At 71.6% G+C, this 18,751-nt stretch carries 23 protein-coding genes; 13 read left to right on the top strand and 10 right to left on the bottom strand.

What is annotated here, in order from left to right:
* The first annotated feature begins 24 nt into the window (after positions 1–24).
* Complete coding sequence (locus tag BUB75_RS36340; protein ID WP_073263934.1) at positions 25–711, top strand: TetR/AcrR family transcriptional regulator; 687 nt, start codon at positions 25–27, stop codon at positions 709–711.
* 18 nt (positions 712–729) lie between these two features.
* Here BUB75_RS36340 and BUB75_RS36335 read toward each other — a convergent pair whose 3' ends face one another.
* On the bottom strand, positions 730–1,119 hold the full coding sequence (locus BUB75_RS36335) for a PGPGW domain-containing protein (protein ID WP_084742141.1): 390 nt from the start codon (positions 1,117–1,119) through the stop codon (positions 730–732).
* 190 nt (positions 1,120–1,309) lie between these two features.
* On the opposite strand from BUB75_RS36335, the gene BUB75_RS36330 reads away from it, so the two are divergent.
* A complete protein-coding gene (locus BUB75_RS36330) occupies positions 1,310–2,200 on the top strand; it encodes a bile acid:sodium symporter family protein (RefSeq protein WP_073264048.1) in 891 nt (296 codons plus the stop codon).
* On the opposite strand, the gene BUB75_RS48295 is transcribed toward BUB75_RS36330, so the two are convergent.
* Both BUB75_RS48295 and BUB75_RS36320 read right to left on the bottom strand, forming a co-directional pair.
* Positions 2,188–3,444, bottom strand: a complete 1,257-nt coding sequence (locus tag BUB75_RS48295) for a PucR family transcriptional regulator (protein WP_073263932.1) — start codon at positions 3,442–3,444, stop codon at positions 2,188–2,190. The genes BUB75_RS36330 and BUB75_RS48295 overlap by 13 nt on opposite strands.
* Before the next feature lie 72 nt (positions 3,445–3,516).
* Positions 3,517–4,002 carry an SRPBCC family protein gene (locus tag BUB75_RS36320; RefSeq protein WP_073263931.1) on the bottom strand — a complete coding sequence of 162 codons (486 nt, stop codon included), beginning with the start codon at positions 4,000–4,002 and terminating at the stop codon, positions 3,517–3,519.
* Between the two features lie 134 nt (positions 4,003–4,136).
* Between BUB75_RS36320 and BUB75_RS36315 the strand changes: the two genes are divergently transcribed.
* Complete coding sequence (locus BUB75_RS36315; protein WP_073263930.1) at positions 4,137–4,805, top strand: DNA alkylation repair protein; 669 nt, start codon at positions 4,137–4,139, stop codon at positions 4,803–4,805.
* On the opposite strand, the gene BUB75_RS36310 is transcribed toward BUB75_RS36315, so the two are convergent.
* Positions 4,765–5,373, bottom strand: coding sequence for a lysoplasmalogenase (locus tag BUB75_RS36310; RefSeq protein WP_218617978.1), 609 nt, complete (start codon positions 5,371–5,373; stop codon positions 4,765–4,767). The genes BUB75_RS36315 and BUB75_RS36310 overlap by 41 nt on opposite strands.
* Before the next feature lie 112 nt (positions 5,374–5,485).
* Positions 5,486–6,055 (bottom strand): hypothetical protein, encoded by a 570-nt coding sequence (locus tag BUB75_RS36305; RefSeq protein WP_073263929.1) that lies wholly within the window; start codon positions 6,053–6,055, stop codon positions 5,486–5,488.
* 158 nt (positions 6,056–6,213) lie between these two features.
* On the opposite strand from BUB75_RS36305, the gene BUB75_RS36300 reads away from it, so the two are divergent.
* Positions 6,214–7,221: a hypothetical protein gene (locus BUB75_RS36300; protein WP_073263928.1), complete on the top strand. Its 1,008-nt coding sequence runs from the start codon at positions 6,214–6,216 to the stop codon at positions 7,219–7,221.
* A gap of 161 nt (positions 7,222–7,382) precedes the next feature.
* Here BUB75_RS36300 and BUB75_RS36295 read toward each other — a convergent pair whose 3' ends face one another.
* Positions 7,383–7,877, bottom strand: a complete 495-nt coding sequence (locus BUB75_RS36295) for an Lrp/AsnC family transcriptional regulator (RefSeq protein WP_073263927.1) — start codon at positions 7,875–7,877, stop codon at positions 7,383–7,385.
* Positions 7,878–7,906: 29 nt separating this feature from the next.
* Between BUB75_RS36295 and BUB75_RS36290 the strand changes: the two genes are divergently transcribed.
* Positions 7,907–8,839: an EamA family transporter gene (locus BUB75_RS36290; RefSeq protein WP_073263926.1), complete on the top strand. Its 933-nt coding sequence runs from the start codon at positions 7,907–7,909 to the stop codon at positions 8,837–8,839.
* Here BUB75_RS36290 and BUB75_RS36285 read toward each other — a convergent pair.
* Positions 8,805–9,611 carry a class I SAM-dependent methyltransferase gene (locus tag BUB75_RS36285; RefSeq protein ID WP_073263924.1) on the bottom strand — a complete coding sequence of 269 codons (807 nt, stop codon included), beginning with the start codon at positions 9,609–9,611 and terminating at the stop codon, positions 8,805–8,807. The two genes, BUB75_RS36290 and BUB75_RS36285, sit on opposite strands and share 35 nt — an antisense overlap.
* Before the next feature lie 77 nt (positions 9,612–9,688).
* Here BUB75_RS36285 and BUB75_RS36280 point away from each other — a divergent pair, with 77 nt between their 5' ends.
* Complete coding sequence (locus BUB75_RS36280; protein WP_073263922.1) at positions 9,689–10,387, top strand: alpha/beta fold hydrolase; 699 nt, start codon at positions 9,689–9,691, stop codon at positions 10,385–10,387.
* Positions 10,388–10,415: 28 nt separating this feature from the next.
* Here BUB75_RS36280 and BUB75_RS36275 read toward each other — a convergent pair whose 3' ends face one another.
* Together BUB75_RS36275 and BUB75_RS36270 are read right to left on the bottom strand one after the other, a co-directional pair.
* A complete protein-coding gene (locus BUB75_RS36275; protein ID WP_073263920.1) occupies positions 10,416–10,769 on the bottom strand; it encodes a VOC family protein in 354 nt (117 codons plus the stop codon).
* A gap of 41 nt (positions 10,770–10,810) precedes the next feature.
* Positions 10,811–11,605, bottom strand: coding sequence for an ElyC/SanA/YdcF family protein (locus BUB75_RS36270; RefSeq protein WP_073263918.1), 795 nt, complete (start codon positions 11,603–11,605; stop codon positions 10,811–10,813).
* A 150-nt stretch (positions 11,606–11,755) separates the two neighbouring features.
* Here BUB75_RS36270 and BUB75_RS36265 point away from each other — a divergent pair, with 150 nt between their 5' ends.
* On the top strand, positions 11,756–12,208 hold the full coding sequence (locus BUB75_RS36265) for a Fur family transcriptional regulator (RefSeq protein ID WP_073263916.1): 453 nt from the start codon (positions 11,756–11,758) through the stop codon (positions 12,206–12,208).
* Complete coding sequence (gene katG / locus BUB75_RS36260; protein WP_073263914.1) at positions 12,205–14,472, top strand: catalase/peroxidase HPI; 2,268 nt, start codon at positions 12,205–12,207, stop codon at positions 14,470–14,472. The genes BUB75_RS36265 and katG overlap by 4 nt, the downstream gene beginning before the upstream one ends.
* A gap of 57 nt (positions 14,473–14,529) precedes the next feature.
* On the opposite strand, the gene BUB75_RS36255 is transcribed toward katG, so the two are convergent.
* Positions 14,530–14,946, bottom strand: coding sequence for an FAS1-like dehydratase domain-containing protein (locus BUB75_RS36255; protein WP_143175644.1), 417 nt, complete (start codon positions 14,944–14,946; stop codon positions 14,530–14,532).
* Between the two features lie 73 nt (positions 14,947–15,019).
* Between BUB75_RS36255 and BUB75_RS36250 the strand changes: the two genes are divergently transcribed.
* Genes BUB75_RS36250 through BUB75_RS36230 form a run of 5 tightly spaced genes read left to right on the top strand, consistent with a single transcriptional unit; the run spans position 15,020 to position 18,748 of the window.
* Positions 15,020–15,202 carry a hypothetical protein gene (locus BUB75_RS36250; protein WP_073263911.1) on the top strand — a complete coding sequence of 61 codons (183 nt, stop codon included), beginning with the start codon at positions 15,020–15,022 and terminating at the stop codon, positions 15,200–15,202.
* 15 nt (positions 15,203–15,217) lie between these two features.
* Positions 15,218–16,210, top strand: a complete 993-nt coding sequence (locus BUB75_RS36245) for an ABC transporter substrate-binding protein (RefSeq protein ID WP_073263909.1) — start codon at positions 15,218–15,220, stop codon at positions 16,208–16,210.
* Complete coding sequence (locus tag BUB75_RS36240; RefSeq protein ID WP_073263907.1) at positions 16,207–16,980, top strand: class I SAM-dependent methyltransferase; 774 nt, start codon at positions 16,207–16,209, stop codon at positions 16,978–16,980. Before BUB75_RS36245 ends, BUB75_RS36240 begins: the two co-directional genes overlap by 4 nt.
* Positions 16,977–17,987 (top strand): FecCD family ABC transporter permease, encoded by a 1,011-nt coding sequence (locus tag BUB75_RS36235; protein WP_073263905.1) that lies wholly within the window; start codon positions 16,977–16,979, stop codon positions 17,985–17,987. The genes BUB75_RS36240 and BUB75_RS36235 overlap by 4 nt, the downstream gene beginning before the upstream one ends.
* Positions 17,984–18,748, top strand: a complete 765-nt coding sequence (locus BUB75_RS36230) for an ABC transporter ATP-binding protein (RefSeq protein ID WP_073263902.1) — start codon at positions 17,984–17,986, stop codon at positions 18,746–18,748. The genes BUB75_RS36235 and BUB75_RS36230 overlap by 4 nt, the downstream gene beginning before the upstream one ends.
* The last annotated feature ends 3 nt before the right edge of the window (positions 18,749–18,751 follow it).

Below are 18,751 nucleotides of genomic sequence, written 5' to 3'. Positions count from 1 at the left end.
GCAAGATACCGGTAGGGTGGACGTGTGGCCGATCGAACTCCCCGCGCGAGCTCGCGCGACGCGATCCTGCGTGTCTTCGCCGAGCAGGTGGCGGCCCGCGGTTACGCCGATACCAGCCTCGGCGACGTCGCGGCGGAACTCGGCCTGAGCAAAGGCACGATCGTCCACCACTTCCGGAGCAAGGAAGCGCTGCTCGGCGAGGTACACGTGGCCTACTTCGGCCGTCGTTTCGCCGAGGCGGAGTTCATCCTCGCCGAGCTGGACGACCCGGTCAGCCGCCTCGTCGCGATGATCTACGCGCTGCTGGCCGCGCACCGTGACGACCGCGCGGCCAGCCTCGCCTGCCTGCGCGAGCTGGTCAGGTACTTCGAGGGCGAACTGAACGACTACGTGCGCACGCAGCGGACCGCGTACACGCAGATCGTCGTGGACATCGTGCGCGACGGTGTGCAGCGAGGACTGCTGCACACCGAGGACCCGCAGATGTCCGCGCTGCAGATCTTCGGCATGTGCAACTACGCCTGGACCTGGTACCGCCCGGACGGTCCGCAGTCGGTCGAGCAGATCGCCGCGCGGTTCGCCCGGGACATCCTCGGCGGCCTGACCCACTCCGCCGGTGACCACGCCGACCTGGCCGAGCGGATCGCGCACGCGGTGGAGACCGTGCGACGGGCGCCCGGGCGGGCGCCCGTCAGGGAGAACGTCGCGTAACCGCGGTCAGTCGTGGGGTCAGTCGTGGGTTCCGGCCCGTTGCCGGGTGCGGGTCCGGCGGTAACTCCAGACGACCAGCCCGAGGACGATGAACCCGGACAGGATCAGGCTGGTGCCCGCGCTCCAGCCCGCGAACGGCAGCCAGTCGACGAGACCCCAGGCCACGCCGGCGCCGATCAGCCACAGGCCGCCCGCGATCGAGGCGGCGATCCGCAGCGGCGACGACACGCTGTCGTCCGCGGCCCGCAGTGCCCGGCGGCGAACCGGGACCACGTAGCGGTCCACGGCGGGGAACTCGGTGGCCAGCACGAGCAGCCCGGCGAGCACGATCAGGAGCCCGGGACCGGGGAGAACCAGGAGCAGAACGCCGACAGCGACCAGCACGACGCCGACCACGGCGACGATCACTCGTTTCACGGCCTCCCCTTCCTACCGTTTCATTCTCTCGCGAGCGCGATGTCCGCCCGCGAACGGGTCGGGCCGTTGTGGGTGCTCACAACCGTGCCCCCGAAACTTTGGATCCGCCACACCGCCACGACGCCGGGCTCGGCTGCATCATGAGTGCTCTTCCGGCCGCAGCGTGGAGGTCGACGGGTACATGGACACTTCTCCCCTGATCACGGTCGGCCTGCCGATCGCGCTGGCGATCATCATGTTCGGCCTCGGTCTCTCGCTCACCCCCGCCGACTTCCGCCGGGTGGCGAAGACGCCCCGTGCGGTGACCGTGGCGCTGGTGCTCCAGGTCGTGGTCCTGCCGCTGGTCGCGTTCGGCCTGGTCAAGGCGTTCGACATCGACCCGCTGCTCGCGGTCGGCGTCATGCTGCTGGCCGCCTCGCCCGGCGGGACGACCGCGAACCTGTTCAGCCACCTGTTCCGCGGCGACGTCGCGCTCAACGTCTCGCTCACCGCGATCAACTCGGTCCTCGCCGCCGTGACCCTGCCGCTGATCACGAACTTCGCGATCGACCACTTCGGTGCCGACGGCGAACTCGGGCTCCAGATCGACAAGGTCGTTCAGGTGATCGCGATCGTGCTGGTCCCGGTCGGGATCGGGATGCTGGTTCGCCGCCGCTCCGAGGCGTTCGCCGCCCGCGCCGACCGCCCGGTCCGGGTGTTCTCGATCGCGGTGCTGGCCCTGGTGGCGCTCGGCGCGCTGTTCGGCGAGCGGGAGAACCTGGCCGGCTACGCCCGCGAGGTCGGGCTGATCACCGGGCTGTTCTGCCTGGCGAGCCTGACGATCGGGTACGCCGGCGCCCGGCTGCTGCGCCTCGACGAGCGGCAGGCGATCGCCTGCTCGATGGAGGTCGGCATCCACAACACCACGGTGGCGCTGACGATCGCGTTGAGCGTCCTGGACAGCACCGAGGTCGCGATCCCCGCCGCCGTCTACTCGGTGCTCATGTACATCCTGGCCACCGCGTTCGGGTTCCTGATCACCCGGCGGCGGGCGGCGGCGACGGCCGACGCGGAGCAGCCTCAGGCGCGGTGACCGGGCGGGCGGCCGAGGGCGGCCAGCGCCGCGTGCAGGAGCAGGAGGTCGTGGCTGCGACCGGTGTCCAGGCCGGTCAGCGCGGTGACCCGGCGCAGCCGGTAGTCCACGGTGTTCGGATGCACCTGGAGCCGGGCCGCCGTCTCCCGGCGATCGAGCGCGCACCGCAGGAACGCCTGCAGCGTGTCCAGGAGGTCCGGGCGCTCGGCGACCGGGCGCAGCAGCGCGGCCAGCTGCGCGTGCGCGGCGCCGGGACGGCTGAGCTGGTATTCGAGCAGGACGTCGGACAGCCGGTGGACACCCGGGCCGCGACCGGCCGTGGACGCCACCTGCCGCACCTCCGCGGCCAGCCGGGCGGCGTCCGGAACGCCGTCCGACTCGGCCTCGGCGGCGCCGACGGTCAGCGTCACGCCGCACTGGCGGGACAGCCGGTCGACGAGGTCGGCCAGGTCGCGCCAGTGCGCCGCGGTCAGCGCGTCGGCGGGCACCGGCATCGGCAGCAGCACGAGCCCACCGTCGGCGGCCAGCGTCACCAGAGCCGTTCCCCGGGTCTGGTGGCGCAGCTCCGCGCGTAACCGGCGGACCTTCCGGCGGGCCGCGATCAGCGGGTCGACGCCCGGCGCGGTCTCGTCCGGATGACGGCCGACGGCGACGCTGAGCACCAGGTAACCGGGGGGCAGGGCGACACCGGCGCGGGCTGCGGCCTCGCCGGCGGGCTTCCCGTCCAAAAGGGCGTTGAGCAGTGTTTGTTCGGCGTCCCGGTCCGCACTCCAGGAAGCCTGGGCCACCCGCAGGTAGCCGTCCAGCACCGCGGCGGTCACCGGCTGCAGGAGCGTCAGTAGCTGACCGGGGAGCTGGGCGACCGCGGTCGGATCCTCGTGGTGGTCCACCTCCCGCAGGAACGCGTCGACCAGGTACCGGGCGCCGACGAAGTACGCGCCGAGCACCGCGTCGAGCGGGACGCCCTCCTCCGCGCGGCGGATGGCCGATTCCCGCAGCGCGGCCAGGTCCCCGCTGTCCGGCGGGCCGCCGTCGCGCACGAACGCGGCGAACCCGCGCAGCGCGCGCTGCACGACCTGGACGATGTCCCGCCGCAACTGCTCGGGCGGCAGCGTGGAGTAGACCGGGAGCCGCTCGACCAGCTCGGCGACGATCGCCGGGGCGAGGTCGTGGATCGATCGGGTCAGCCATTCGTGGAGCCGCGGCGTTCCGCGTCGGACGGGCACGACGTTGTCCGCGGTCACGATCCGCCTCCTGAGCCGGCCGTGCGGCGGCACTGCCGCACTGGCCAGGACAATCTACCGGCGGGTAACGCGTTACTCCCGTTCTTCGACGAGTCGCTGCAAGTTGTCGAGTGAGGTCTCCAGCATGCTGAGCGGCACGACCGGCCAGCTCAGGATCGTCAGGATCTTCGGGTGGACGCCGCTCCAGTCGCAGTAGGACGTGACCTCGGTGGTGTCGGTACCGACCGGAGTGAGCGTGTAGCCGTAGGTGTGGCCGAGCGGGCGCCCGTCTACCTCGCCCGGCTGCCAGGCGATCGCGGCTTCCGGCGTGAACGCGACGACGGTGTTCTGCACGGTGTACTTGCCCATCGGCAGGTCGCCGAGCGGCTCCCGGTCCATGTTCATGATGAACATGTCGCCGACCGCGGTGAGCCGGCGTGAGCCATCGGCGGCCATCAACATTCCGGATCCGTCGATCGCGACGTGGCCGTCGGGATCACTGATCACGGCGAAGATTCGGGCCGCGGGAGCGGCGATCCGGCGGGTGGTGGAGATGCGCTGTTCCAGGGGTTCGGTCATGGCAGCCGCTCCTTTGCGGTCAAATCCGACCTCGGTTCGGGTCATCGTGGCGTGACCGGCGGGTCTTGCTGGAGGCAACGTGACGGAGGTAACTTTCTAATCTCAGGATTGACTTATATAAGTGGGAGCTGGTCATGACGGTTGCCGAGGTAATGGCCGAGCTGGCCGCGCTGGAGGACCCCAAGACCCGCGCGGTGAACGAGAAACACGGTGACGACCACGGCGTGAACCTCGGCACGCTGCGCGCGGTCGCCAAGCGGCTCAAGACGCAGCAGGACCTCGCGGTGGCGCTGTGGGGGACCGGCGACGGCGCGGCCCGTCTGCTGGCGCTGCTGATCTGCCGCCCGAAAGCGTTCGCGCGGGCCGAGCTGGACGCCATGCTGCGCGAGGCGCGCACGCCGAAGGTGCAGGACTGGCTCGTGAACTACGTGGTGAAGAAGACCCCGCACGCCGAGGAACTGCGCGTGACCTGGTTCGCGGACCCGGACCCGGTGGTGGCCAGCGCCGGCTGGGCGCTGACCACCGAACGGGTGGCGAAGAACCCCGCGGGCCTCGACCTGATCGGTCTGCTCGACCTCATCGAGGCGACGATGAAGGACGCGCCGGATCGGCTGCAGTGGGCGATGAACCACTGCCTGGCGCAGATCGGGATCGAGCACCCCGAACACCGCGCCAGGGCGATCGAGATCGGGGAGCGGCTGGAGGTGCTGAAGGACTATCCGACGCCTCCGAACTGCACGTCGCCGTTCGCGCCGATCTGGATCACCGAGATCGTGCGCCGGAGAGTCGCGCCCAGCCGGTGACGATGAGGGCCAGCGCGGTGATGTAGGTCGCCATGATCAGCACCGGCTGCCCCGGCACGCCCACGTCGGCGGCGTCCAACCCGATGAGGAAGTCGGAGACGAGGAAGAACGCGCCGCCGGCCGCCACCCGCGGCGACACCCCGACCGCCGCGGCGGCCATCGCGCTCAGGACCAGGCTGTAGACCAGCACCGGGACGCGCAGGTCACCGAGCTGCTCCCACAGCAGCGCGTTGGCGAGTGCCCAGAGCAGGCCGTACAGGGCGAACGCCCACCACCGCGCCCGGGCGCGACGCAGGAACGCGACCGTCAGGCAGATCTGGGTGCCGAGGAAGCAGGCCATGCCGAGCAGGAACGCCACGTCGTCGTCGACCAGGAGCGCGACGTCACCCGCGGTGGCGAAGCCGAGCGCCACGACGACGAGGTCGATCTTGGCGCGGCGGATCAGGTAGACGGCGAGCAGGGGAGCGAGGAGCGGCTTGGCCACCCATTGCAGGGCGGTCCAGTCGGCGGCGACGGCGACGAGCTCGACGGCTGCCGCTACGAGGAAAAACATGAGGGCGAGGTGCACCGGCGGACAGTACCGGGTAACCGAACGCCGGGAGGTTCACAGAGCGAACCGGGGGCAACCGGAGGTCACCGAGGACGGGCGCTCCGTCGTCATCTCCGGCGTCCGTGGCCTGCTAGCCCTGGACGTGCGTTGGTGATCCGCCTGCGGGCGTCGAGACGTAGGCGAACGGGCCCCTGACGTTGCCGTTGAACCGCTCGGCGGCTTCCAGCGCGATCTGGAGCCGTCGGCGTGGGCTCATCCGGGTGCGCGCGGTGGCGTACAACGCCCCCAGCGCCACCTCGTCCCCGGAGCCGACCGCGTTGTAGCCCTGGGCTGACTCCCCGATCTGGTAGTCGGAGTCCACGTAGAACAACCGGCCTGCGACGCCGACGAGGAACACGCCGCCCGTTTCGCGCTCGTTCTCCTTACTGGCCCAACCTCCGGCCTTGAGACAGTCACGCACGCCGTCGACGAACGTGGTGGCCATGAAGCGATCCAGGTCGCCGGTGGGTGGCTCCGGGGGTGTCCATGCCCAGCGGATGAGCTGGCCCATGCGGAAACTGGTGGTGAAGCCGAACGCGTAGGCGCCGGTCGTGAAGACCTTCGCGTCGGCGCGCGGGTGGACGACGTAACCGGAGACGCCGGCGGAGTCACCACCGATGTGGACAACGCCGTGATGCGTGATGCCGACGATGGCGGTCATCCGATCTCCTTCGATCGTGTGATCAGGTGCAGACGCACGACGCTCTCCACCCCACCATCAGACGCAACCCGGTGCGTTTTCTCGCGGTATATCTTCGTCGCCGATATATTGCTCGCCATGACGCTCCTTCGGAACGTGTGGCCGGCGGGTGATCTCGCGTGAGCGGACGGCTCGAACGACGATATCGGCGACTGCTCCGGGCCTATCCGGCGCACTACCGCGCCGCGCGTGGCGACGAGCTGGTCGACACCTATCTGGACACCGTCGGGCCGGACCGGAGGTGGCCCGATCTGCGGGACGCCGCCGACGTCCTGGCCGGCGGCGCCCGGGCGCGCCTGCGGGCCCGGGAGGCGTCCGGGCTGCCGGGCGGGGTGTCGATCGCCGCGGTCCTCGCGCTGGCTGCCGGGTCGATCCTGTCCACCGTCTGGCTGCTGGGAATCGAGCTGGCCTCGCCGCCGGCCCACCACCGCGCCGGGCACGCGTTCGGGCCGTTTCGCACGTTGGCGGGGGTCGCCTGGACGGCGTGGCTGGGGGCGGCGGCCCTGTTCGCGCTCCGGCCCGGACGGTGGTGCCGGTGGCTGGTCGGCGTGGCGGTCGTGCTGATCGCCGCTGCGCGACCGGTCGGCATGGCGGTCACCGGCGCCTGGGAGCCGTACCAGATGTGGGGCAACCCCTCCGTGCCGTCGCTGGTCGCGCTCGTGCCGCACCTGGCGCTCGGGTTCCTCGCGCTGGCCGTGCCGACCCGGCCGGGGCGGGTGGTGCGGTGGATGCCGCTCCTCGCGGCGCTCGTGCCGCTCGGTGTGTCCGGGGGATGGGGCAGCGGCTGGACCTACGCGACGCTCGCGCCGTCGGTCTTCGCGCGGGTGGCGACGCTGCTGCTGGTCGCGGCGGTAGCGGTCGCGATCCACCTGCTGGTCCGGCGGGACGCGCGGGCCGCGTGGGTTCTCCCGGCGGTGCTGCCACCGCTGGTGCTGCTCGCCGTGGACCCGATCATCGGGTTCGGCGTCCGGCTCTCCCACGGCGACCCGCTGGCCGTCCCGATCTGGTTCGAGCGGTCGACGGTCAGCGTCGTGCTGACCGTCCTGACGCTGGGGCTGCTGTCGCTGGCGATCACTGTCTCCGGCCACCGGGGAAGGCATCACGCGGCAGCGACCGACCGCGGCTGACTCTTCCGCGCGGACCGTTCGGCCAACCGCGTTCCGGCTGGCGGCCGCTGAACCTTCCCTGGCCGCGGCCGCACGCGACTGCGACCGGGTCGAGGTGATGGCGCAGCTGCTCGCTGCCGACGCTCCGTGCGACGAGGACGCCGTGCTCGGCGGCGCTGCGATCATGGGCATGGGGCGGCGGGGGTGCGGGGTGGAATCGGTGTGGACACCACGAGCGAGCTGTGCGTCTGACCGTGGAGCAGGAACTGGTCGAGGACGGCTTCGAGGTCCTCGAGGTGTGGCACGTGCACCTTGAGGAGGAAGCAGTCCTCGCCGGAGATCCGGTGACACTCGCTGACCTGGGGCGTGCGGGCGGCCAGCTCGGCGATCTTGGGAAGCTGCCCGGGGCCGGGCCGGATCCGCACCCAGGCCGCGACCGGCAGACCGATCGCGGCCGGGTCGATGTCGAGGCGGTAGCCCCGGATCACACCGGCCTGCTCGAGGCGGGCCAGGCGCTCCCGGACGGCGGGCGCCGACATTCCGACCCGGCGAGCCAGTTCGGCGGCGCTGGCCCGCGGGTCGCTGCTGAGAGCGTCCAGCAGCCGCCGGTTGACGTCGTCCAGCAGTGACTTTCCGTCCGGTGGCCCGGACGGCGGCCGTGCCTTCCGAAGAGCCATGAATCGCGCTCCTTTGCCTTCGATCGCGTATGGCACTGCGGTTCCGCCTTCTCGACGATAGAGGCGTGGAAACGCGCCGGGTGCCGCCGCACGTGTACTTCGTGGTGAGCGCGGTGTTCCACTACCTCGGACCGGCGTTCGCGGTGCTGCTGTTCGCGCGTATCGACGCCCTGGGCGTGGCGTGGTTGCGGATCGCGTCCGCCGCGGTCGTGTTCGCCGCCTGGCGTCGGCCGTGGCGGGTCTGGCGGTGCCTCGACCGGCCGACGCGATGGCTGCTGACCGCCTGGGCCGCCGTGCTGGCGGCGATGAACAGCGTCTTCTACCTGGCGATCGACCGGCTTCCGCTCGGCACGGTCGCCGCCATCGAGTTCCTGCCCGTCATCCTGCTGGCCGCGGTGGCCGCGCGCACCGGCCGGAACATCGTCGCGCTGGTCGCCGCCGTCGGAGGGGTGTACCTGCTCACCGACGTCCGCCTGGTCGCCGAGCCGCTCGGCATCGCGTACGCCGCCGCCAACGCCGTGCTGTTCGCGCTCTACATCGTCCTCGGGCACCGCGTCGCCCGCAGCCGGCAGGTCGCCGGCATCGACGGCCTCGCGCTCTCCATGCTGATCGCCGCGGTGATCGCCCTGCCGCTGGGCATCCGGCAGGCCGCACCGGCTTTCGGCGATCCGATCGTGCTGGCCGCGGCCGTCGGCGTGGGGATCTGCTCGTCGGTGATCCCGTACGTGAGTGACCAACTCGCGATGGCCCGCCTGCCCCGCGCTACGTATGCGCTCATGGTGTCGCTGCTGCCGGCGACGGCCACGCTCGTCGGCGTCCTCGTGCTCACCCAGATCCCGACCGCCACCGAGATCGTCGGGGTGCTCCTGGTGGTCGCGGGGGTGGCGCTCCACCGGGAACGGTCACCCGAACCGGACGGCGGGGTTCCTACGTACAGCGCAGGATCGCGGCGCGGCTCGTGACCATAAACGCTCCGTGGTCGCTCACCTGCGTCCGGATCAGCGCGCGGGCCTCGGCGACCACGGCGTCCCAGGCGGGTCCGGCCCGCATCCCGACCGACCTCGGCGACCAGCTGGCCAGGTAGTCGCCGACGACGTCGGGGTCGTGGACCGCGAACGATCGCCCCGCGTCGATCACGGCCACCGCGTCGAAGACCGTGCCGAAGAGGTCCCGGGCCCGCAGCGTGTCGAATCGGCGGACCTCCCGGTCCGGGTCCCTCCGGACGCCGGCGACCCGGTCGGCGGCGGTCGCGAGGACCTGTTTCAGCTCGGACGTGTGGCCGGCGCCGTTGGTGGCGATCATCGCGCGGCCGCCGGGCTTCACCACCCGGCGGAGCTCGGCGGCGGCCCGGTCCAGATCGGGCACGTGGTAGAGGACGTGCAGGCTCATCGCGACGTCGACGGACGCCGACCGCACCGGCAGCGCCTGCACGTCGGCGATCGCGACGGGCGCGTGGGTGGCCGCTGTTCGTGCCATCCCGGCGGAGAGGTCCACGCCGATCAGCGTTCCGGCGTGCCCTCGGGCGCGAAGCGCGGCAAGAAGGGCGCCGTTGCCGCATCCGATGTCGAGGATCGTCTCGGTGTCCTGTACCGCGGCGGTCCGGAGGACCGTGTCGACCAGGGGCGGTCCGGGCTCCAGCCGCCACAGGGCCTGGCGGGCAGCGAGGCGGCGGTGGTCGGAGTACTGCTCGCGCACGAGATCGGCGTCCGAAATGGATTCGCTGTCGTCGAACATCGGATTCACCACCTAACGAGGCCGGGCCCGAACCGGCGCGGGTCCGCGCGTCGGAGTCCGGCGGAAGGAATCTCGGTGTGAGTGCGTTCGCGTTGATCCACGGTGCCGGCGATACCGGCTGGTACTGGCATCTGGTCGAGGAAGAGCTTCGCCGTCGCGGGCACGACGTCGTCGCGCCGGATCTGCCGGGCGACGACGACGCGCTGACCCTCGACGACTACGCCGACGCCGTTGTCGACGCGGCGGACCCCATTCTGGACACGAATCGCGATCTCGTGGTCGTCGGACAGTCCTTCGGCGCGTTCACCGCTCCGCTGGTCGCCGCGCGTCGCCCGGTCCGGGCGCTGGTGCTGGTGGCCGGCATGGTCGCCGCCCCCGGAGAGCCACCCGACCAGTGGTGGAGCGCCACCGGGTACACCGAGGCGGTCCGTGCCCAGGCCGCCGTGGACGGCGGGCTCACCGGCAACAGCGACCCGTACGTCTCGTTCTACCAGGACGTTCCCCGCGAGCTCGCCGCGCTGGCGCTCAGCCGCGAGCGGGCGCACCCGTCGCCGACGGCGTCCGGCCGGCCGTGGCCGCTCGACGCCTGGCCGGACGTGCCGACCCGGTTCGTGCTGTGCACCGAGGATCGGTTCTTCCCGGCTGCCTATCTGCGCCGCGTCGTCACCGAACGCCTCGGTGACGTGCCGATCGACGAGATCGCGGCGAGCCACTGCGTCGCGCTCAGCCGCCCCGCGGAACTCGCCGACCTGCTCGCGGCCCCGGTCGAGGCCTGACGGGCGCCGGGCATGCGTGCGACCGCGTTCAGTCCTTGTGGCCGACGATGTTGATGACGTTTCCGTCCGGTGCGCGGACGAAGAACCGGCGGACGCCCCACGCCTCGGTGGTGAGGGGGTGGACGATTTCGTACCCCTGCCGCTGGGCTTCGGCGTACGCGCCTTCGAGGTCGTCGGTGTGCACGGAGATGACCGAGTCCTCGGGGGCGGTCGCGTCGCCGGTCACCAGTTGGACGTGCGCATCGCTGTCGGGAGACGCGTAGCGGGCCACCCATCCCAGGTTGAACTCCTCGGTCTTCAGCCCGAGAAAGTCGGCGTAGAAGCTCTTCGCTTCGTCGATGTCAGCCACGGGGAGGTTGGTCGTGATGCGGAGCGAGCGCATGCGTTTCTCCTGGGCGTAGGCCGCTGTGATTGCTCGCCACGCTAACGGTCGCCGACGCCGGCTGCCTTGGACGAATCGGAGAAGCGCGGATCCGCGACACGCGTGGTACCGATGCGGTCCCGCTCCAGCTCGGAGTGGGCCCGCCGGACCGCCTCCGGGACGTCCACGTGCGCGATGAAGCCGCGACCGGCCGGGCCGTACCCGGCCGGGTCGTCGGTGAGCCGGGGGATCTCGCCCATCAGCAGGGAGAAGTACCGCTCCGGCGGCCACATCCCGAGCGGTGGCGACAGGTAGCCGAGGTCGGCGTCGACCATCGTCCGGTGCGCGGCGAAGTTCACCACGCGGGTGTCCGGGGCGTGCAGCCGGAAACATGCGTCCATCCGCAGCTGCATGGACGCGTCTTGGATCAGCACGACCCGCCGGTGCGGCACCCGTGCGGCGGCGAGGACCGCGAGCGCGTTCCGGACGTTGTTGCCGCAGTTCGTCGACTCGGTCTCCAGGAGGTCGGCGCGGACGCCGTGGCGCTCGCGCAGGTACCGGTCGAACAGCGCGGCCTCGGTGTGCTCACCGACGTCGTCCCAGTGCAGGTGGGTGCGGGCCGCCTCGTACAGCGCGTCGGTGGAGTGCCCCCGGCCGCCGACGATCAGGTAACACGCCGCGACGTCCCGCGTGATCGCCTCGGCGAAGCGGTCACCGCCGGCGAGGATGGTGCCGCCGAAGAGGATCGCGACGTCGGCGCGCCCGCCGGCTGCCTCCTCGACCGCGTCGCGGGTGAGAACATCGACGTCGCGCCGGGCGCAGAAGTCGACCAGCGTGTTGAGGTTCGCAGCGCTCACCCGCCGATCGTATGTGTGGTGGGGGAGCGACCCGACCGAGGATTCGGTGGCTAAAGCGAGCCCCAGCGGGTAGGCCGTTCGAGAAATCCACGCCGGTTCGGTCCGCCGTAAAACTTGAACTGTTCCAAACAATTGCCCTATGTTCATTCCATGACGTCCGACTTCGAGGCGCAGCTTCGGGCGGTCTCGTTGCGCGTGACCCGCCCGCGGTTGGCAGTGCTCGCCGCACTGCGCGACCACCCGCACGTCGACACCGACACGGTGATCGACCTGGTCCGGGCCGAACTCAGCGTCTCTCACCAGGCGATCTACGACGTGCTGCGGGCGCTCACGGACGCCGGTCTGGTACGGCGCATCCAGCCCGCCGGTGCGACCGCCCGGTACGAGTGCCGGGTGGGGGACAACCACCACCACGTCGTCTGCCGCACCTGCGGTGCGATCGCCGACGTCGACTGCGCCGTCGGGTATTCCCCTTGTCTTACCGCCTCGGACGACCACGGTTTCGTGGTCGACGAGGCGGAGGTCGTCTACTGGGGCACCTGTCCCGACTGCGCGACCGAACGTACGTCCCAGTCAGCTCCCAGTTCGGAAGGAAGCAGATGAGCGACACCCAGGACACCCCTGCCAGCGCGCAGGGTGTGGACCAGAAGGCGGCGGCCGGCTGCCCGGTCGCGCACGACTCGGTGACCTCGCACGGCAGCGAGAGCGAGAACCCGGCGATCGACTCGCCGACTCCGAAGACCGGTGGTCGTCCGCACACCAACCGGGACTGGTGGCCCAACCAGCTCGACCTTTCGGTGCTGCACGCCCACTCGTCCAAGGGCAACCCGCTGGGTGAAGACTTCAGCTACGCCAAGGAGTTCGAGAAGCTCGACGTCGAGGCGCTCAAGCGGGACATCACCGAGGTCCTCACGACCTCGCAGGACTGGTGGCCGGCCGACTTCGGCCACTACGGCGGCCTGATGATCCGGATGAGCTGGCACGCCGCGGGCACCTACCGCATCGGTGACGGTCGCGGTGGAGCCGGCGACGGTGGCCAGCGGTTCGCGCCGCTCAACAGCTGGCCGGACAACGCGAACCTGGACAAGGCCCGCCGCCTGCTCTGGCCGGTCAAGCAGAAGTACGGTCAGAAGATCTCCTGGGCCGACCTGCTCGTGCTCGCCGGCAACGTCGCCCTGGAGTCGATGGGCTTCAAGACGTTCGGCTTCGGCTTCGGCCGCGTCGACGTCTGGGAGCCCGAGGAGATCTTCTGGGGCCCGGAGGACACCTGGCTCGGCGACGAGCGTTACGTCTCCGACAATGCGATGGCCGAGGACGTCGGCGCGACCGAGATGGGCCTCATCTACGTCAACCCCGAGGGCCCCCGCGGCAGCGCGGACCCGCTCGCGGCGGCGCACTTCATCCGCGAGACGTTCAGCCGGATGGCGATGAACGACGAGGAGACCGTCGCGCTGATCGCCGGTGGTCACACGTTCGGCAAGACCCACGGCGCCGGCATCGCCGACGACCACGTGGGCCCGGAGCCGGAGGCCGCCCCGATCGAGGCGCAGGGCCTCGGCTGGCTGAGCACCCACGGCACCGGCAAGGGCGGGGACACGATCACCAGCGGCCTCGAGCTCACCTGGACCGACAAGCCGACCGAGTGGAGCAACCGCTTCTTCGAGATCCTGTTCGGCTACGAGTGGGAGCTGACCACCAGCCCCGGTGGCGCCAAGCAGTACGTCGCGAAGGACGCCGAGGCGATCATCCCGGACCCCTTCGACCCGAACAAGAAGCACAAGCCGACGATGCTTACGACGGACCTGTCGCTGCGCTTCGACCCGATCTACGAGCCGATCTCCCGCCGGTTCCTGGAGAACCCGGACGAGTTCGCGCTGGCGTTCGCGAAGGCCTGGTACAAGCTGCTGCACCGTGACATGGGTCCGGTCAGCCGCTTCCTCGGCCCGTGGGTCGCCGAGCCGCAGCTCTGGCAGGACCCGGTGCCGGCCGTCGACCACGAGCTCGTGGGTGACGCCGACGTCGCGGCGCTGAAGACGAAGGTCCTGGAGTCCGGGCTCACCGCCTCGCAGCTGGTGCAGACCGCGTGGGCCTCGGCCGCGAGTTACCGCAGCACCGACAAGCGCGGCGGCGCGAACGGCGCCCGGCTCCGTCTCGAGCCGCAGCGCAGCTGGGAGGTGAACGCGGGCACCTCGGAGGTCATCGAGAAGCTCGAGGGCATCCAGCGCGAGTTCAACGCGGCCGGTGGGGCGAAGATCTCGCTCGCCGACCTGATCGTGCTGGCCGGTTCGGCCGCCGTCGAGAAGGCGGCGCGCGACGCCGGCGTCGAGGTGACCGTGCCGTTCCGCCCGGGCCGCACCGACGCCTCCCAGGAGCAGACCGACGTCAACTCGTTCGCCGTCCTCGAGCCTCGCGCCGACGGGTTCCGCAACTACCTGCGGCCGGGCGAGAAGACCCAGCCGGAGACGCTGCTCGTCGAACGCGCCTACATGCTGAACCTGACCGCGCCGGAGATGACGGTCCTGGTCGGCGGCCTGCGCGCGCTCGGGAACAACTTCGGTGGCTCCCGGCACGGCGTGCTGACCGACCGGCCGGGTGTGCTCAGCAACGACTTCTTCGCCAACCTGCTCGCCCCGGGTACCCGGTGGAAGGCGTCGGAGGCGGAGGAGAACGTCTACGAGATCCGTGACGTGGCGACCGACCAGGTGAAGTGGACCGCCACCGCGGTCGACCTCATCTTCGGCTCGAACTCGCAGCTGCGGGCGCTCGCGGAGGTGTACGCCAGCGAGGACGCGCGCGACAGGTTCGTGAAGGACTTCGCCGCGGCGTGGACCAAGGTCATGGAGCTCGACCGCTTCGACCTGGCCTGATCAGCAGTTCCCCGGCGAGCCCGGCCGATCCGTACGATCGGCCGGGCTCGCCCGTGTCTAGTCGCGGCCGCGCACCAGCCGCACCGGCGTGTAGACCAGGACCTCCTCGTCCCGCTGATTGAGCACGCTGACCTCGGCCCGCACGACGCCGCGCCCCGGCTTGCTCGACGGCCGCACCTCCAGCGTCCGCACCACCGCGTACAGCGTGTCGCCGACGAACGTCGGCCGCTTGACGGTGAGCTCCATGCCGAGGAACGCCAGCCCGGTGCCGTTGATCGCGCCGGACTGCATGACCAGGCCCTCCGCCACGCTGTACACCAGCGCACCGGGCACCAACCGTCCGGCGTAACCGGCCTCCGCGGCGTGCTCGGCGTCGAGGAACAGCGGCTCGACGAAGCCCGCCCAGCCGACGAACTGCACGAGGTCGGCCTCGGTCAGCGTGCGGCGACCGGTCCGGAACGTGAGGCCGTCCATCTCCTCCCACGTCAGCCCGGGGTGGAGGATCGGGTGCTCGGTCACGGGCGGCTCCGGTGGATCTGCGCGGACGGTGACGCCAACCTACGCTCCGGCCGCGCAGCGACTGCACGACATGGCCGAGACCCACGCCCGGCTGATCCGCGGCAAGACCCTGCCGCAGGCGCCCGAGATCGCCGCGGAGTTCGCGCAGTTCGTCGTCGCGGGTCTCGCGAAGCCCAAACGCACCCCGGCGTCGGCGAGGAGTTCGGCGTGAGCTAGCTTCTCGAACATGAAAATCAGATTCATCACGGCGGCGATGGTCGTGCTGGCGGCCACGGCCGCCTGCGGCGGCACCACCGCGGTCGAGTCGGCCGCGAGCACCGCCGGCGGCACGACGTCCGTCGTCAACTGCGGTCAGCGGTTGAGCGTCGCCGCACCCCCGCAGCGGGCCATCACGCTGGAGCAGAACGCGACCGAGATCCTGCTGTCGCTCGGCCTCGCCGACCGCATGGTCGGCACCTCGTACCAGACCGATCCGGTCCAGCCGGCGCTCGCCGACGACTACCGGTCGGTGCCGGTGCTCGCGAAGCTCTACCCGTCGCGGGAGTCCGTGCTCCAGGCCCGGCCCGACTTCCTGTACTCGACGTTCACCTCGGCCTACGCCGGTGACGCCGCGGGTCCGCGCGCCGAGCACGCGAAGGTCGGCATCCCGGCGTACCTCTCGCCGTTCGCCTGCGAGAAGCCCGCCGACGGACACGCGAGCATGTCGTTCGAGGGGCTGTTCGCCGAGATCCGCGAGGTCGCCACGCTGTTCGGCGTCGCGGACCGCGGCACGTCGCTGGTCGCCGCCCAGCAGAAGCGCCTCGACGCGGCCGTGCAGAGCGCCGCCGTGCCCCAGGGCACCACCGCACTCTGGTACTACTCGGGCACCAGCACGCCGTACGTCGCCGGGCAGAACGGCGTCCCGGCCGCGATCAGCACGCTGCTCGGACTCGAGAACGTCTACGCCGACGCCACCCAGACCTGGCCCGCCGGCAGCTGGGAGACGATCGCCACCCGCGACCCGGACGTCATCGTGCTCGCCGACCTGACCCGCGGCGGCGACGGCGACAGCGCCGAGTCCAAGATCCGCTACCTGCGGCAGAACCCCGCGACCGCGAAGCTGACCGCGGTCCGCGAAGGCCGGTTCGTCACGGTCTCCGGCTCGTCGATGGATCCGTCGATCCGCAGCGTCGAGGCCGTCGAACAGGTCGGTTCCGGCCTGCGGACGGTGCTCCGATGAACAGGGACGCCGCTCGCGCGCTGTTACGAGCCTGGGACACCCAGCAGGACGCCTACGTGGCGCATCGCGAACAGCGCTTCACGGTGATGCTGGAGACCATCCGCCTCCATCTCGGCACCGGGGTCCGGGTCCTCGACCTGGCCTGCGGCCCTGGTGCGCTCTCCGATCGGGTGCTCACCGGCCTGCCCGGCTCCACGGTCGTCGCGCTCGACTACGACCCGATCCTGCTCGAGATCGCCCGCGGTGCGCTTCCCGCCGATCGGGCGCGCGTCCTCGACGTCGACCTGGTGGCACCGGGCTGGGAGTCCTCGGTCGGGGAGGCCTTGGTCGGGGAGGCCCCGCTCGGGGAAGCGTCGTTCGACGCGGTGGTCAGCTCGACCGCGCTGCACTGGCTGTCGCCGGCGCAACTGCTCGGCGTCTACGCAGCGGCGGCCCGCGTGCTCCGGCCGGGCGGTCTGCTGCTCAACGCCGACCACCTCCGCTACACCACCCCGACGCTGCGGGCGGTTGCCGAGCAGCACGACGCGGAGACCCAGCGGGCCGCGTTCGCCGCCGGTGCGCTCGACTACGACGCCTGGTACGCGGAGGCTCGGAAAGAACCGGCGCTGGACGCCCTCGCCGAGGACCGCGCGAAGCGGTTCGCCGACCGTCCGCCGCAGCTCGACGCCCCGCTCGACCTGCACCTGGCGGCGCTGCGCACCGCGGGTTTCGCCGAGGTCGGCACGGTCTGGCAGTACCTGGACGACTACGTCGTCGCTGCCCGCCGATGACGCTGCGCGGCCCGGCCTGGCTCGGGGCCGCCGTGGTCGCCCTGGTGGCGAGCGTGGCGGGGGCGGTCGCGCTCGGCGTGGCCGACCTGTCGCCGCGTGAGGTGCTCCGCGCGCTGTCGGCCAGGGCCGGCCTGCCGGTGACACCGCTGCCGCTGCTGACCGACAGCATCGTCTGGGACCTGCGGCTGCCCCGGGTGCTGCTGGCGGCGCTCGTCGGGGCGGGCCTCGCGGTGTGCGGCGCCGTCCTGCAGGCGCTGACGCGGAACCCGCTCGCCGACCCGTACCTGCTGGGTATCTCCGGCGGCGCGTCCACCGGAGCGGTCGCGGTGCTCGTGCTCGGCTGGGGCGCCGGTGCGGCCGCGCTGTCGGTGGGTGCGTTCGCCGGGGCGGTCGTCGCGTTCGGCGTCACGCTGCTGCTGGCCGGTGCGCGCTGGACGCAGCCGAACCGGATCGTGCTCGCCGGGGTCGCGGCCGGGCAGCTGTTCTCGGCGGTGACCAGCCTGATCGTGGTGTCGGACGCCAGCGTCCAGAACACGCGCGGCGTCACGTTCTGGCTGCTGGGGTCGCTCGCGGCGGCGTCCTGGCCGACGGTCGGGCTGTGCGCGGTCGTCGGCGCCGCCGGGGTGCTCGTGTGCTGGGCGGCGGCCCCGGCGCTGGACGCGTTCGCGTACGGCGCCGACGTCGCGCAGTCGCTCGGCTTCGCGCCGGGCCGTGTCCGGGCGCTGCTGTTCACCACGACCGCGCTGCTCGCCGCGGTGCTGGTGGCGAGCAGCGGCGCGATCGGGTTCGTGGGGCTGATGGTTCCGCACGCCGCCCGGGCGCTGGTCGGCGCGCGCCACCGGCTGCTGCTCCCGGCGTGCGCGCTGACCGGTGCGATCTTCCTGATCTGGGCCGACACCGCGGCCCGCACGGTGTTCGCGCCGCAGGAGGTTCCGGTGGGGGTGGTGACCGCGCTGGTCGGCGTGCCCGCGTTCGCGGTGCTGCTGCGGCGGAGGGTGGCGTCGTGAGGGTCAGCGGTACGGACCTGACCGTCGTGGTGCGCGGACGCTCGCTGCTGAGCGACGTCGTCCTGGAAGCGCCGAGCGGGAGCACGGTCGGGCTGCTCGGACCCAACGGGTCGGGTAAGTCGACGCTGCTGCGGACGCTCGCCGGGTTCCGGCGTCCGGAGCGGGGACGGGTGTGCCTGGACGGGGTGGATCGGGAGTCGCTGCCCCGCCGGGCGGTGGCGCGATCGGTTGCGGTGGTCACCCAGCAGACGCCCGCGGAGCTGGATCTGACGGTGCGGGACGTGCTGCTGCTGGCCCGGATCCCGCACCGCCCTCGGCTGGCGCCGGTCACCCGGGACGACGTCGCGGGCACCGAACGCGCGCTGGCGGACGCCGGGCTGCCCGGGTACGGCGGCCGGGCCTGGTCGTCGCTGTCCGGCGGCGAGCGCCAACGGGTCGACCTGGCCCGTGCGTTGTTGCAGGATCCGGACGTTCTGCTGCTGGACGAACCGACGAACCACCTGGACATCCGGCACCAGCTCGAGCTGCTGGAGAACCTGGCGACCGCCCCGGTCACGGTCGTCGTCGCGCTGCACGGTCTCGACCTCGCGGCCCAGTACTGCGACCGGATCGTGCTGCTGTCCGACGGTCGTGTGGTGGCCGCGGGCACGCCCGCCGACGTGCTGACGCCGGAGCGGATCGCCGCCGTGTTCGGCGTGACGGCCACCGTGACGATCGACCCGGACGGCCGCCCGGACGTCCGCATCCGGCGGGGAGGTTAGCGG

This window comes from Cryptosporangium aurantiacum, assembly GCF_900143005.1.
In the GTDB taxonomy this organism is placed as follows: Bacteria; Actinomycetota; Actinomycetes; order Mycobacteriales; family Cryptosporangiaceae; genus Cryptosporangium; species Cryptosporangium aurantiacum.
Note: the sequence above shows the minus strand (reverse complement) of the source record. Positions and strands in the feature narration are given on the sequence as shown.